Annotated in this window: 14 protein-coding genes; 7 read left to right on the top strand and 7 right to left on the bottom strand. The window is 41.5% G+C overall.

The genetic code is table 11. The features are described from left to right. Positions 1-38: 38 nt before the first annotated feature. The 5 genes from HY064_04360 (at position 39) to HY064_04340 (ending at position 3,843) form a co-directional block, all read left to right on the top strand. Positions 39-413, top strand: coding sequence for an STAS domain-containing protein (locus HY064_04360; GenBank protein MBI3509873.1), 375 nt, complete (start codon positions 39-41; stop codon positions 411-413). Between the two features lie 18 nt (positions 414-431). Next, on the top strand, positions 432-1,229 hold the full coding sequence (locus tag HY064_04355; GenBank protein ID MBI3509872.1) for a T9SS type A sorting domain-containing protein: 798 nt from the start codon (positions 432-434) through the stop codon (positions 1,227-1,229). A gap of 3 nt (positions 1,230-1,232) precedes the next feature. Beyond that, positions 1,233-2,174 carry a ribonuclease Z gene (locus tag HY064_04350; GenBank protein ID MBI3509871.1) on the top strand — a complete coding sequence of 314 codons (942 nt, stop codon included), beginning with the start codon at positions 1,233-1,235 and terminating at the stop codon, positions 2,172-2,174. Between the two features lie 74 nt (positions 2,175-2,248). Continuing rightward, positions 2,249-2,920 (top strand): response regulator transcription factor, encoded by a 672-nt coding sequence (locus tag HY064_04345; protein MBI3509870.1) that lies wholly within the window; start codon positions 2,249-2,251, stop codon positions 2,918-2,920. 80 nt (positions 2,921-3,000) lie between these two features. Next, complete coding sequence (locus tag HY064_04340) at positions 3,001-3,843, top strand: N-acetylglucosamine kinase (GenBank protein ID MBI3509869.1); 843 nt, start codon at positions 3,001-3,003, stop codon at positions 3,841-3,843. Here HY064_04340 and HY064_04335 read toward each other — a convergent pair. From HY064_04335 to HY064_04315, 5 genes are all read right to left on the bottom strand, one after another. Further along, on the bottom strand, positions 3,828-4,226 hold the full coding sequence (locus HY064_04335; protein ID MBI3509868.1) for an SRPBCC domain-containing protein: 399 nt from the start codon (positions 4,224-4,226) through the stop codon (positions 3,828-3,830). The genes HY064_04340 and HY064_04335 overlap by 16 nt on opposite strands. A gap of 19 nt (positions 4,227-4,245) precedes the next feature. Beyond that, positions 4,246-4,653: a hypothetical protein gene (locus tag HY064_04330; GenBank protein MBI3509867.1), complete on the bottom strand. Its 408-nt coding sequence runs from the start codon at positions 4,651-4,653 to the stop codon at positions 4,246-4,248. A 1,094-nt stretch (positions 4,654-5,747) separates the two neighbouring features. Continuing rightward, positions 5,748-7,256 (bottom strand): hypothetical protein, encoded by a 1,509-nt coding sequence (locus HY064_04325; GenBank protein MBI3509866.1) that lies wholly within the window; start codon positions 7,254-7,256, stop codon positions 5,748-5,750. A gap of 39 nt (positions 7,257-7,295) precedes the next feature. Beyond that, positions 7,296-8,561 carry a hypothetical protein gene (locus HY064_04320; protein ID MBI3509865.1) on the bottom strand — a complete coding sequence of 422 codons (1,266 nt, stop codon included), beginning with the start codon at positions 8,559-8,561 and terminating at the stop codon, positions 7,296-7,298. A gap of 2 nt (positions 8,562-8,563) precedes the next feature. Further along, positions 8,564-10,177: a hypothetical protein gene (locus tag HY064_04315; protein ID MBI3509864.1), complete on the bottom strand. Its 1,614-nt coding sequence runs from the start codon at positions 10,175-10,177 to the stop codon at positions 8,564-8,566. A 144-nt stretch (positions 10,178-10,321) separates the two neighbouring features. Here HY064_04315 and HY064_04310 point away from each other — a divergent pair, with 144 nt between their 5' ends. Then, positions 10,322-10,744 carry a hypothetical protein gene (locus HY064_04310; protein ID MBI3509863.1) on the top strand — a complete coding sequence of 141 codons (423 nt, stop codon included), beginning with the start codon at positions 10,322-10,324 and terminating at the stop codon, positions 10,742-10,744. 72 nt (positions 10,745-10,816) lie between these two features. Here the strand turns inward: HY064_04310 and HY064_04305 are convergent, their stop codons facing one another. Beyond that, positions 10,817-12,088 (bottom strand): replication-associated recombination protein A, encoded by a 1,272-nt coding sequence (locus tag HY064_04305; protein MBI3509862.1) that lies wholly within the window; start codon positions 12,086-12,088, stop codon positions 10,817-10,819. Between the two features lie 89 nt (positions 12,089-12,177). On the opposite strand from HY064_04305, the gene HY064_04300 reads away from it, so the two are divergent. Continuing rightward, positions 12,178-12,636, top strand: coding sequence for a hypothetical protein (locus tag HY064_04300; GenBank protein ID MBI3509861.1), 459 nt, complete (start codon positions 12,178-12,180; stop codon positions 12,634-12,636). A gap of 51 nt (positions 12,637-12,687) precedes the next feature. On the opposite strand, the gene HY064_04295 is transcribed toward HY064_04300, so the two are convergent. Next, positions 12,688-13,401, bottom strand: a complete 714-nt coding sequence (locus tag HY064_04295) for a hypothetical protein (GenBank protein MBI3509860.1) — start codon at positions 13,399-13,401, stop codon at positions 12,688-12,690. Between the last annotated feature and the right edge of the window lie 130 nt (positions 13,402-13,531).

Genomic DNA, 13,531 nt, shown 5'->3' with positions numbered 1-13,531 from the left:
ATTTTGCATTCGCAGGGAAAAAACCTATTTTTGCAAATATGAATCAGCCATTTGTAGTTGAAAGAAGCGAACGGTATTCCCTCATCCGAATCAATGTTGAAAAACTGGATACGATGATCGCTCCTGCTTTAAAATCTGAACTTGTTGTTCTGAATGCAGACGGAGTTAGAAACCTGATCATTGATCTTGGCGAAACAAGATATTGTGATTCCTCGGGGCTCAGTGCAATCCTGGTTGCAAATCGCCTTTGTAAAAATGCGAACGGATTTCTCGTGATCACCGGTTTGCAGGATCCCGTAAAAAAACTCATTTCAATTTCCCAGCTCGACAGTATTCTCAAAATAGCTACCGATCTTCCCTCTGCCATTGATCTTCTTGTTGCTGAAGATGTGGAGCACAATGGGCGCGATTGAAAATCAACCTTACCCCACATGAAAAAAATTTACACGCTCATTCCCGGAATTCTTCTCGCAATTGCATCACATTCGCAGTGCACGATCAATAGTTCATTATTCGGCCCGCCTAACAATACAAATTACTCCATCATTCCCGATACGATCACGAATCTGCCGATCGCTTACGTGGGCACGCCTTATAACACCGATCTCCAGTTTCATATTCAACCCGACACGGTCACTATGTTCGGAACATTTCCGATCACGCAGGTTCAGATAGACAGTGTAACCGGAATTCCTGCCAACTTCACTTACCTTCCTAATCCAAGTACCGGAACTTTTACAACTCCAACAGCCACTCCTCCGGGTACAGGTTATGGATGCGTGGCGGTGACGGGATTAGCAGTAGCGGGACAGGAACTTGGCGGACCTAATAGCGATGGAGTTTATCCGTTGATCGTTTATTATACTGCGACGGTTGTAATTTTTAGTGTGCCTACTCCTGAGGCAACAACCAAGACCGGCTATAAACTCGTCATTCAGCCTGCAAACGGATTCAACAGTTACGAGATCAAACAATTTTCTGTTGCAACTAACTCTCCGAATCCTGCTGATGATCATACCGATTTCCGTTTTAATATTCCGAATGCAGGTAATGTGAATTTGGTGATATACGATGTATTGGGTAATGTGATAAAGCAGGATATTATCAGTGTTGCAAAAGGAACCGCGCAATACGATTTGAATACTTCAGAACTTTCTTCCGGCGTTTATTTGTGTTCTTTCAGAATGGGAAATTCTGTTGTTACAAAAAGGATCACAGTATCTCACTGATGAATGGCTGCTGCTTTTGAATTGACCATACTCGGAAGTAGTTCTGCAACACCAACATCCAAACGTCATCCTACGGCTCAGCTACTGAATGTGGCTGAGCGTTTTTTTTTAATTGACTGCGGAGAAGCAACGCAAATCCAGTTGCGAAAGTACAAGATCCGTTTTCAGCGCATCGATCATATTTTCATCAGTCATCTTCACGGCGATCATTATCTCGGATTAATGGGACTTCTTTCTTCTTTGCATTTGCTCGGAAGAAAAAAAGAGTTGACCATTTATCATCCGCCGGGATTGAAAACAATTATTGACCTTCAATTTGAATTATCGGGCACCGTACTTAATTACAAGATTAACTGGCATGAACATGATATTCACAAGGCAGGAATAATATTCGAAGATCATGTTTTGAGTGTCGAGACCGTTCTTCTCAATCACCGAATTCCCTGCTGCGGATTTATTTTCCGGGAAAAAGAAAAAATGTTTTCTCTGGATAAAGAAAAACTTGCGGAATACGGAATATCCCGCGAATTTTTTTCTGATCTGAAAAATGGGAAAGACATTATGCCCGATGGAATGAGAAAATTCCGGAATGAGGAACTTACAAAAGGCAGATACGCTTCACGATCGTATGCGTTTGTTTCTGATACGCGATATAATGAGAAAGTAATTGAAGCCGTGAAAGATGTCGATCTCCTTTATCATGAATCTACTTTTCTGCACGAGATGCTGGAGCGTGCTGAAAAAACTTTTCACACTACGGCACTTGAAGCAGGCCTCGCAGCAAAAAAAGCAGGCGTGAAAAAATTAGTGATCGGTCATTTTTCTGTTCGTTATACCGATCTTCTTCCATTGCTCGAAGAAGCAAGAACAGAATTTCCGCAAACCCAGCTAGCCGAAGAGGGGACGAAATTCACAATTCCGGAGGTTTTCCTTGTGAATAAATAAGAAATATACTTGTGGTTAATCCGGCTTGAATAAATATCTTTGTTTACTTATTTTTAATTAGTCTAAATAAGAAAATGATCACAACGATACTTATCGCGCAAAGTAATTACCTTGTAAAAGAAGGTCTTAAATCATTGATTATTAGTGATAAAAGTCTTCTATTATCAGGGGAAGCTTCAAATGGAGATGAATTGTCAAGAATTGCCCTGGCAGGGAAACCAGACGTCATTATCATCGATCATCTCGATCCGGCTTTCGGAATTTCAACTTTGAGAAGAATTATTTCCGAATCACCTTCCACACGTTTTCTTACTATCTCGGAAAAACCAAGCCGGTGGATGCTTGCAGATGCGATGTCGACCGGCATCACAAGCTATCTTCTCCGCGATTGTGAAAAAGATGAAATACTTGATGCCGTACACGCCACTGCCAAGGGCGAAAAATTCTTTTGCGGAAAAATTCTGAGTAGTGTTGTGAAAAATAACGGGGAAGAAATTTCTGCAGAAACAATTTCCTGCGACGGTTTGCGGATATCTGACCGTGAAGCGGAGATCATCTCTTTCATTGCGGAAGGACTCACCAATAAAGAGATCGCCGATAAATTATTCCTCAGTACACATACCATTACTACTCACCGGAAAAACATCATGTCGAAGCTGGGTGTAAACAATACGGCAGGGCTGGTGCTCTTCGCTATTAAAAATAATATCGTAACGCCGAATCATTTTCTTTTCAATACGAATTGAACAAATATCTTTTCATCAGGGACATTCTGCGGAATGTCCTTTTTCATTTTATTCCAGCTCTTAATTTATAACTTCAACCCATGAAGTTGCTTTTAGCTGACAGCGGTTCTTCCAAAACAGAATGGAGATTCATTGATGACGCGCGTGAACAGCACAAAATATTCACAACCGGGCTGAATCCGTGGCATATTTCCGGTGAAGATTTCCGGAAATTGATCGAAGAAAAAATTTTTCCGTTTTGCAGCGGGAATAATGAATTGAAACTGTTTTTTTATGGAGCCGGATGCGGCAATGAACTGAAAAGAAATTCATGGCTGATCATTCTTGAGCGCGCATTCCCGCACGCCCGCGTACAGGTGAGCACTGATTTGCTCGGGGCCGCGCGCGCATTGTGCGGAAAAGAAAAAGGATTTGCAGCAATTCTCGGAACCGGATCAAATGCCGGCGAGTATGATGGAGAAAATATCTGCAGGAGTATGCCGTCGCCCGGATTCATTCTTGGCGATGAAGGAGGAGGAGTGCACATTGGAAAAAAGATTCTCGGAAAATATCTTCGCCACGAGTTGTCGCCGGTACTTCAGAAAAAAATTGAAGAGGAATGTGGGAAAAGTGAAGCAGAGATCCTCGACCAGGTTTATCATCATCCTTATCCTGCACGTTTCATTGCTTCCTTCTCAAAAATTGCAACAACTAATTCTCACTATGAAGAATGCCGGAATATTATTGAAGAAAGTTTCATAAACTTCCTGGAAAATTTCAAAAAATTTTCGCGTGGCAGTAAAATGAAATTGTCTTTTACAGGTTCTGTTGCCTGGCACAACCGTGAATTACTTCTGCCACTTCTTGAAAAATTTTCTATTGCGCCGGGAAGAATAGTTGCATCTCCCATGGATGGACTCGTTGATTTTCACCTTGAAAAATAATCATGCATTCTTTCCCAGTAATGTTCCTTCCATCCCTGCGTGAATTCCGCAACCTGGCCGATGGGAATTTTCTTCTGCGAAAAAGTAAGTTCAGTTCCTTTCCCAGAAGATTTAAGATCAAAAGTAATTTCAGAATAATGATCGTCGGGCCACTTGCCATCGACCGCTCTCCACGTTTGAACAATTTTTTTTCCGGGTACCAGTTTTAAATTCTTGCCAACAATGTATCCGTCGTATGCAGAATATACACTTCCTTCTTTTTTACCGATCGTGCATTTAGTCCCGGTGAATGCCGAATGTTTTTTCGAATTCATGAGCGCTTCATAAACTTCTTTCGGGGAAACACTGAATTTTACTTTTTGTTTTATGGAACCTGTTTTCATGGGAATTTGTTTTATCAAGTTAATGGTTATCGAATGGTAATGCAGCCGAGGCATTTCCGGAAAGCGAGAAATATTTTTTATTCAGTTCAGATGCCGGAATGCAGAAGAAAGAAGTCATTCGCACGCAACCCGGGCCACAAGGATCACTGCCGGCAGAAACAGAAATATTTTTTCCGTATTTGAAATTTGAATACAAAAGAGTCTCCGTGCCCAGCGCCCAGGGAACAAGAATGAGGTCTTTATCTTTTTCCATTTGTTCCGGCGAAAGATAATACGTGTCTTTACCATTTTTAATTCCTGTGGAAACAATTTTGTCGAGATAAGCCACGCGTTTTTTGTACATGAGACACCCAACATTGATGTAATGGATTCCGTTGAAAATAAAAAAAACAACGGCGAACATTAAAATCCATTTGTTGATTTTCATTTCATGCACAATTAAATCTGCCAAACCCAAATTGATCATGAAAAATGCCGGAAGGAAAATTCGTTCAAGCATGATGGAGGAATCGCCGTTTTTGAAAGTGACGCATCCGATAATAAAATAGCCGACGACTGAAATTATTATTGTTGCGAGTTTTAATAATTCTTTCTTTACTGTCAACCAAATGATAACGATCAAAATAGTTAATAGAGGTAACCAATAAAAATGTTTAATGTGAATTACAAAAAATTTTAATGCAGCACTGTCAAAAAAAGAATCAGTTCCTGTCGAAGATGCCAGTCGTTGGAATTGTGCAGCATCATAAGGATTGGCAGGATGAAGAAAACTAAGTACTGTAAATCCAACAATAATTAAACCAATTAGCCAAAACAAATTGTCTTTTATTTTTTTTCTTTCAATGAAATAATACAGCAAAACAAAACTTGATGTAAAAACTCCAAATGGGTGAGCAAACAAAATAAGTAACGCAATAATGCCACATGAAATATTTTTTAGAATAATTGTTCCATTAAAATCGGCATTCATTACAGCAAAGAGCAAAGCACTATAAACGAAACACTGATGTGTTTCAGAAACAGTATGAAGAAATGTTTCCCTTACTCCAATAATTGTTCCTAAAATAATTGTAAGTCCAGCGACGGGGTTTTTCAAAGTGAAAGTGCAAATTCGCCAAACAAAATAATATAGAACTATGTAACTCGTTGAAAAAATATAAATCAATGCCTTCAAGGGAAAGTGAAATTTCACAGCGATAAAAAGTGGTATCTCCGAAAAAAATGCGCTGTATCGATGACCGGGAAAAGAAAATTTTTCTCCATTCACACGTTCAAAAAATAACCATGCCGAATCAATATATGTCACACGTTCGACCGCATACACAATTGAGTAAACAAGAAGAATTATAAAAAACAAATTCCCAACTATCTTTTGGAAAGAAGGGAAGTTAAATTGGTTGCGATTTTCTAAAACCATTAATTAGAAAGATGAAACTTGAAATAAAATGTTTTAGTTTATTAGAGTTTATACCGAATAAGATTGATTTCAAGGGTTGCATTACCAAGAACGGAGTATTTACCCTAATGTGCGACAATAAATTTCCCTGAACATTTTCCAGCGGAACGATCTGAAATTATATACTGGTAAATTCCATCATTAAGTTTATTTGTAGCAAGGATACATTTCGCATTTTTGGAACTTGTAATTTCCCATTGAGATGAAGGTATATTCATAACGGATCTTCCTGCAATATCAAATACTTCCATTTTTATTTCGTCATTTATAGATTGAAATGAATCAAAATTAACTACTGCTTCATCTTGTACAGGATTAGGAAAAACAACAGTAGAACCAAAAGAAAGTGGAGTAGGTTGTTCCCTGATACTTAACAGTCCTGTTGATTGGTCACTGGTGTCAATTTTTACCAAGTAAACATTTGCAAGAATAGAATTAAATCCTTCGGTATACCCAACAGAAATATAACCGCCATCGAGAGCCATGTCAACACCATAACCAACATCAATTTGTGCTGAACCGAAATTTGTACTGTTCCAAATTGGATGATAGTCTTCGAAAAAATACATATCTCCATTTCCTGCTCCAACAGTATAATCAACTCCTACTGCTGCAATAGAACCATCAGGACGGGAAGCGATTCCATAAAATGCTTCATCTAAATTACCTCCAGTAGAATAAATAAACTGATTATTTCCATTGTAATAAAACGCACCAAAATATGCATCCTTTCCATTTCCAGGTACTGATTCATTTTCTCCACAATAGAAAATTCTTCCGGTCAAATAATTGTCTGTTAAATCCCAAGCTTTATCTTCAATTCCTGCATACCCAGCGGTCCTACTCCAAACAGTCCCACCATTTGGCGTCAATCGCGAAATCCAACTGTCACCAAGTGAATCTCCGAGAGAAAAAGTAAATCCGACAACTGCCAGCATCGAATCGCCGGTTTGGATAATCGCCCTTCCTTCATCTTGTTTTGTTCCACCATAAGCGCCAACCCAAATTGTATTTCCAATGGAATCTATTTTTACCAAATAAATATCTTCATCGCCTTGTCCCAAACCATAAGTTCCTCCTGCCAAAACAAATCCGCCATCATACGTTGGCGCTACGTCGTAGAAAAAATCCCAATCGCCGGTTCCAATAAATTTCGCCCAAAGCGAATCGCCATTTTTATCGAAGCGTTCTACAAATCCGTCGTAGCCGCCGTGAGTACCAATAGAATTTGAAAATCCCGCTACGATAAATCCGGAATCGGGAAGAATTTTTACACTTCGAAAAACATCCACATTATTTCCAACAAAATATTTTGACCACATGACCAAACCCAAACTATCCGTACGAACTAAATAGCCGTCGGAAATTCCACCGCTCGAAGTGCTTCCCGCAACAATATATCCCTGATCCAAACACGATTTTACCTTGTAACCATATTCTATTCCCGGTCCACCGATTGCTTGTTCCCAACGCAGGGAATTTTGAGCCCATGAAAAACGCGGCAACAAAAAAGACAGAGCAGCAATAAGGAAAAAAAAGCGGGAAAATATTTTTTTATTTTTTTTCGTTTTCATTTTTTTTATTTTGAATCAGCAAAAATTTTGTTTTCATGTTCATATTCCGAATGAGAGATTCATATACGCGCCCTGCCCGTATGTTTTTGCCGGAAGAATGTAACCCGCCGCATTGATGGTACCGACGGTGACAGAAAATCTTTTACAAGGTGTGTAGCCCACCTGCAATGGAAACTGCAATCGCGCAAATCCTCCCCACGATGCTCCGCCGCTGATGTTGAATTTTGAATCGGGACAATGCCATCCTCCGAATAAAGTGAATTGTGCTGATGCTCCCGTGTAACTCCAGATACGCACATCAATTCCCATCCACGTGCGGGAAGGAAGGAACAACGTATATCTCCCGCGCAAACCGATCGGTAAAAAAGAAATGACCTGTCCGTTTTTCACTTTGCCGATCAATGAATCTATTCCGGGAACACCGGAAACATTTTTCGGATTGAGAATGGCCTGCGATGCATCTACACCTGTGTAATGAATGGAAGTATCGGTAGAGTAGATCTGCGAATGTGTGTTCCAGCGAATGTAACCGAGATCCTGCACCGAGAACATTAGTTGCGAATTCATTTTTTTATTCGGATCTCCAAGTGCAGTGATGAAACGGAAATTGAAACAGTTTCCCGAACCGTTCCTGCTGCCGAAAACTTTATGTGCGGTGTCGCTCGCGTACCAGGACGCATCTGCGCTCGCGTCGATGAAAGTTCCGTCGCTCGATGTGAATAATTTTCCGCTGCGGATATTTGCTTCCTGGAATTGCTGCCCGTTGAGAAATGAAATTCCCAAAACCATTTGCGATCTTTTATCGGGAGAATAATATTTTGCTTCGAACTGGATCTGTTGCCAGTGAATGAGTGTGAATTTTGTATTGCCCACATCGGCCGTGCTTCCGAGGAACGAGCGATTCCCTTCGAGCGCAAGATGAAATGCATCATCAGAAAATTTTCCGAAAAGCGATTGGCGGTCGCGCACGGCAACAAGATATTCCCATTTGAGACTGTCGGGGTGTGGCCGCCACGAACACGAAACAGAAAATCCGGAATAAGCGCCGAAGCGGTTGGAAGGAAGAAGGCGTTGTCCCTGTTCTGCTTTCATGGACGAATCAATGAATCCTCCCTGGTAGAATTTGTCAATGAAAGAATTCGTCAATGCATCGGAAGCTGCAGCGTATTCGCTCGAAACGGAAATGCATTCGCGCAACGAGGAATCGGGCAATGGCCACGAAGGATGATAAGCGAAAACCTGCGGATCCTGTGCGGAGAGTTCCGTTGCAGAAAAAAAGACGAATGCGAAGAAAAAATTTTTCATCATTATTTTCCGATGAGGTAATCGAAATCTGCAGAGAGTTGCAGGTCGAGATGATTGCTGCTGAAAATTTTCACATACGTCGGATTCGTATGCGTGTCGAACGTGGTTTTGAAAATAACTTTTGTGCTGTTGAGCAAGTGCTGAGTCTGATCGGCGCTGATTGGAATTTTTATTTCACTCGAACTGTAACCGATGGCAACCGTATAATTATTCTGCACACCGGTGATCGCTTCATTGATCCTTCCCGGCGCAAGAACAATGGAATCATTCACATTGCCGAAAGCATCCAGTAAATAGATCTGCATCCCGGCTTCGAACGGAAATTCATTTTGCGCATAAAGTGTGAGTGTTCCCTTTTCAATTTTCTCCTTGTTTTTAACAGAAGAAAAATTCACTGCAGATGTATCTGCGATAACGAGCTGATCGGCGAAAAAATTCAGCGGCATTTCCACATCTAATTTTGCTTTGATGCCATACTGTGTATAAAGAAAATCATTATTGCCCGAAACATTTCCCAGCGGATCAGTGATGAGCGTTACATCATAACCCAGTTCATCCGGAAGATTTTCAAGCAATGCTTTTGCATTCGAATTGGAATTATCAAAAACATAATTGTAAGAACTCGGCGCCGAAGGAGGATCGGAATACGTGTAAGTGGCTCGATTCACATTGATCGTTGTTCCGATGATGGGATGATTGAGATAAACAGAATTATTGGTCCGTGAATTTCTCGACCAGATACTGTTCATGGTGATGCGCGCATCCATTCCCACATAATTGTCGATCGACAAAGACATCTTCAATGAATCAAGACCAATTGAACCCGAACGCACTTTATGAAAAACAGAAAAATAACTTTCTTCCGGCCCGATGTGAATATTCTGATTTCCGAAATAACCGCGGATGTAAGAAGGACGCACGCCCGCGTAAGTTGCAATGACCGCAACGGTATCGGCAGGATAAACAATGACAGGAAGCGTTTCAGTTGGATCGATTGTAGCGGTGAAAAGTGTGGTGAGTGTATTTACGCGATCATGATTCGTTCCGGTGAAATCGATGGAGTAACCGGAAAGATCGAGCGCAACAGTGAGATAATTTGCGTGAATGGAATCGGGCGCTGCCTGCACTGTAAAACTGGTATCAAAAGGATTTCCATTCAGTGTTGCATTCGGAATCTGGTAATTGACAATAATTCTTCTGCGGATATCATTTTTCATTTTCATAGTGAGAATTCCACTTTCAAGGATTCCGAAAACCAATTGTGCGCTGTTCACTGCGAATGTGGTTTGATTCGGTGTATTCGGTGTGACGGCCTGGCCGGGCAAAAAAGTCGGATTGCCGAATGGAATATTATAACTGTTCGTGATGGTAGTATCCGGAAAATCAAAAAGAGTGTCCATGTTCAACCCGAGAAAATCTGTAGAGTAAACAAGTTTCACCGATCCGTCGGAATTGATGCTGGTCAGCGAATCGGGAACAAGATTATCAATAGACATGGAGGCATGCGCGATAGGAAAAACCAAACCGGTTTCCCAGGAAGGATCTCCGCGCCTGCAGGTGCACAGAAGAACGCAAAGTGCCGGGATAAGAAGCAGGTTTCTTCCAATGATTTTCATGGTAACGAAGATAACGCAAATCATTCGTTGCATAGAGGTTAATTCGCTGGTTCTTACCTGTTCAGAAATGACTGAAACCCTGTGAGCCCGTTATTCGTAAATTTGAAGGATAAAGACACCATGCGCACTTACGGAAAAAGGTTTATGATCGGCTGGATCGTTTCTTCAATAGGAATGTTCGGTCTTTCTTACTTCTGGCACGGGATCGTTTGCACGGATTATTCTTTCATCAATTATCCGCTGCAGGTTTATCTTTCGTTTGCGGCAGTTGCCTATCTGTTCATCGGTTTTGTTGTCAGCAAAGCGTTCACCATAAAATTTTTCGACAAACTCTCGCAGCATCCATTGCTCCGCGGACCGATGGTTGGCTTTGCATGCGGTGTTCTTGTTTATATAATTGCAACAGTGGTGCACGTGAACTTCAATAAAGATTTCAGTTTAAAATTTCTTGTGCTGGACATTACCTGGCAGGGAATAGAACAGGCGCTCGGTGGATTTCTGATCGGGATAATTTATATGCTAGTATTCGAACCGTTTCCGCATTCGGCAGAAGAGGAGAACGATTAACATTTTGGATCTTTTATTTTGAATTTGCAATTGTTTTCTATTCGCCGCAAATCCATAATCGAAAATGAAAAATCAATAATTATATTTTTCTTTCCAGCAATTCTTCAGGTAATTTCTCATTTCATTTTCCCGCAAATTATTTCCCGGCTCGTAGAGTTTTGTTCCGCTTAGATCTTCCGGAAGATATTCCTGCTCCGAAAAATTTCCTTCGTAGGCGTGCGCGTAACCGTAATTTTTGCCGTAACCAAAATCCTTCATCATTTTTGTAGGCGCATTTCTCAAATGAAGAGGCACCGGCTGATCGCCGGTTTCATTTACCAATTCCACCGCATTTTCAATGGCCATGTACGATGCATTACTTTTCGGAGAGGAAGCAAGATAAACTGCGCATTGCGAAAGAATGATCCTTCCTTCCGGCAAACCGATCATATTCACCGCCTGGAAACAATTATTCGCAAGTAAAAGCGCATTTGGATTTGCATTGCCGATATCTTCAGAAGCGAGGATCACCATTCTCCGCGCAATGAAAAGCGGATCTTCTCCGCCCGCGAGCATGCGCGCAAGCCAGTACACGGCCGCATTCGGATCGCTCCCGCGCATGGATTTGATGAACGCAGAAATGATATCGTAATGTTGCTCGCCCGCTTTATCATACAGCGCAAGATTCTGTTGTACATTTTTCATCACCATTTCATTCGTAATGGAGACTTTCTCTTTTCCCGATTGCACAACGAGTTCAAAAATATTCAGGAGTTTTCTGGCATCGCCGCCCGACAAGCGCAGCAACGCTTCGTTCTCTTCGACAATGATCTTTTTATTTTTTAATATTTCATCTTCTTTCATGGCTACATCGAGAAGATGAAGCAGATCTTCTTTCTCCAGCGGCTTCAGCACGTAAACCTGGCAGCGTGAAAGCAAAGCGGAGATCACTTCGAATGAAGGATTTTCGGTAGTGGCGCCAATGAGCGTGATGGTTCCTTTTTCTACAGCGCCCAGTAAAGAATCTTGTTGCGATTTGCTGAAACGATGAATTTCGTCAATGAAAAGTACCGGAAGATTCGTACCGAAAAATGCCTGGCTCTTTGCTTTGTCAATGACATCGCGGATGTCTTTCACTCCTGAATTGATAGCGCTCAGCGAATAGAACGGGCGTTTTAAAGTAGTTGCAATGATATTTGCCAATGTAGTTTTTCCAACGCCGGGCGGCCCCCAGAAGATCATGGAATGAATATTGCCGGAGTTGATCATATTGCGAAGCACAGCTCCTTCACCCACCAGGTGCTGTTGCCCGATGTATCCGTCAATAGTTACCGGGCGAAGGCGTTCTGCAAGCGGAATACTCATCGTAATGAAAAATCCGTTGGTAAATAATAAATGCGCATCTCCAAAAATACACCCGAAAGTTTAACTTTGCTTCTATAAAATAAAAACAAATGAACCGCACGTCAACTCTCCTTCTCAGCATTCCGGCTTTTTTTCTCGCTGCTTCTTTCCTTTTCAAAGGAGATACTTCGAGCGTGGAAAATAAAACGTACAAGATCACGATCACGGAAAATAAAAAAGGGAAATCGGGACCGCAGGCCACTGATGAATGTTCTTTCAAAGGCAGTAAATTTCATTGCAAATTTTTTGGAAAAAATGCCGGCGCAGATGCCATTCCTATTGATCTGACCAAAGATTCCGCCTACACCGAAGAAGGATCGGATGTGGAAATGCTTTATGTGGAATTTGACGGAGAGATGACCAACAAAATGGAAGAGACCATTCACGTTACCGGCAGCATCGATGGTTACGGGATAGAAGGAAACGTAGAGCTTTCTAAAAAAGAGAAAGTGAAAAAACACTGGGACTTTGTGGGAACGCAGAAAGACAGCAAGAAGAAAAGCAAATAGTTCTGAAAAATACTTTTAAAAAAATCCGGTTGCGGTTGTATCCGGATTTTTTTATTGTGCGTCGCGAAGTTTTCCGGCAATGTAATCTTTTTCCATATCACCTTCCGCTCTCCACACCACATTTCCGTCTTTGTATAAAATTAAAGTAGGCATTGCAGCGATGCTCATCGAATCGGCCACAGGGCGGTCACGATCGACATCCACTTTCACGAGCAAAAATTTTCCGGCCATTTCCTGCGAAAGTTCTTCGAGCTTCGGCGCTAAGCGATGACAAGGGCCACACCACACCGCACTGAAATCGGCAAGCACCACATGTTGCGATTTTACCAATGCCGCATAAGAAGCTGTTGAAACAGGAACATCAGTTGTAGTCGTGTTCTCCGTTGATTTTGTCAATGCTAATCCTGAATTTTCCCATGCTTGCAGCCCTCCATCCAACTGGTAAACTTTATGAAATCCGTGATTGAGAAACCAGTAGGCAGCATCGGCGCTTTGCGCTCCGGAGGAACCATACACCATCACGGGCTCATTTTTATCAAACTGCAGAGCTATTGAAAACTGATCGGTATTCCATTCGAGGTTTTGTGCATCGGCAATATGGCCTTTATTAAATTCAGCAGAAACACGCACGTCAATAAGATGTTCATCACTCAGTGAATCCATTACTGCATGAAAACGTTCCGGGTTTTCATTGTACAATCGATTTGGATTCCCGCAAGACCCAAGCAGAAGAAAAATAAAAGCAAATGGGAAAACCTTTTTCATACTATAAAGTTACGACTGAAAATTGATAATATCCCGGTTTAATTTTCCTTTGCGCCTTCGCGCCTTAGCGGTAAAATGAGAAAATAAGATTGGAACGGCGAGGACGTAAAGGCGCAAAGTTAATCGCGTG

It is taken from the genome of Bacteroidota bacterium (genome assembly GCA_016194975.1).
Taxonomy (GTDB): Bacteria; Bacteroidota; Bacteroidia; order Palsa-965; family Palsa-965.
The sequence above is the reverse complement of the archived record's forward strand: the minus strand, read 5'-3'. Positions and strand labels throughout refer to the sequence as shown.

Excerpts from the sequence above, each read along its gene's own strand:
- HY064_04355 (MBI3509872.1), top strand. The coding sequence starts at position 432 with ATGAAAAAAATTTACACGCTCATTCCCGGAATTCTTCTCGCAATTGCA.
- HY064_04360 (MBI3509873.1), top strand. The coding sequence starts at position 39 with ATGAATCAGCCATTTGTAGTTGAAAGAAGCGAACGGTATTCCCTCATC.
- HY064_04310 (MBI3509863.1), top strand. The coding sequence starts at position 10,322 with ATGATCGGCTGGATCGTTTCTTCAATAGGAATGTTCGGTCTTTCTTAC.
- HY064_04305 (MBI3509862.1), bottom strand. The coding sequence starts at position 12,088 with ATGAGTATTCCGCTTGCAGAACGCCTTCGCCCGGTAACTATTGACGGA.
- HY064_04295 (MBI3509860.1), bottom strand. The coding sequence starts at position 13,401 with ATGAAAAAGGTTTTCCCATTTGCTTTTATTTTTCTTCTGCTTGGGTCT.
- HY064_04315 (MBI3509864.1), bottom strand. The coding sequence starts at position 10,177 with ATGAAAATCATTGGAAGAAACCTGCTTCTTATCCCGGCACTTTGCGTT.
- HY064_04300 (MBI3509861.1), top strand. The coding sequence starts at position 12,178 with ATGAACCGCACGTCAACTCTCCTTCTCAGCATTCCGGCTTTTTTTCTC.
- HY064_04320 (MBI3509865.1), bottom strand. The coding sequence starts at position 8,561 with ATGAAAAATTTTTTCTTCGCATTCGTCTTTTTTTCTGCAACGGAACTC.
- HY064_04340 (MBI3509869.1), top strand. The coding sequence starts at position 3,001 with ATGAAGTTGCTTTTAGCTGACAGCGGTTCTTCCAAAACAGAATGGAGA.
- HY064_04350 (MBI3509871.1), top strand. The coding sequence starts at position 1,233 with ATGGCTGCTGCTTTTGAATTGACCATACTCGGAAGTAGTTCTGCAACA.
- HY064_04330 (MBI3509867.1), bottom strand. The coding sequence starts at position 4,653 with ATGAAAATCAACAAATGGATTTTAATGTTCGCCGTTGTTTTTTTTATT.
- HY064_04335 (MBI3509868.1), bottom strand. The coding sequence starts at position 4,226 with ATGAAAACAGGTTCCATAAAACAAAAAGTAAAATTCAGTGTTTCCCCG.
- HY064_04325 (MBI3509866.1), bottom strand. The coding sequence starts at position 7,256 with ATGAAAACGAAAAAAAATAAAAAAATATTTTCCCGCTTTTTTTTCCTT.
- HY064_04345 (MBI3509870.1), top strand. The coding sequence starts at position 2,249 with ATGATCACAACGATACTTATCGCGCAAAGTAATTACCTTGTAAAAGAA.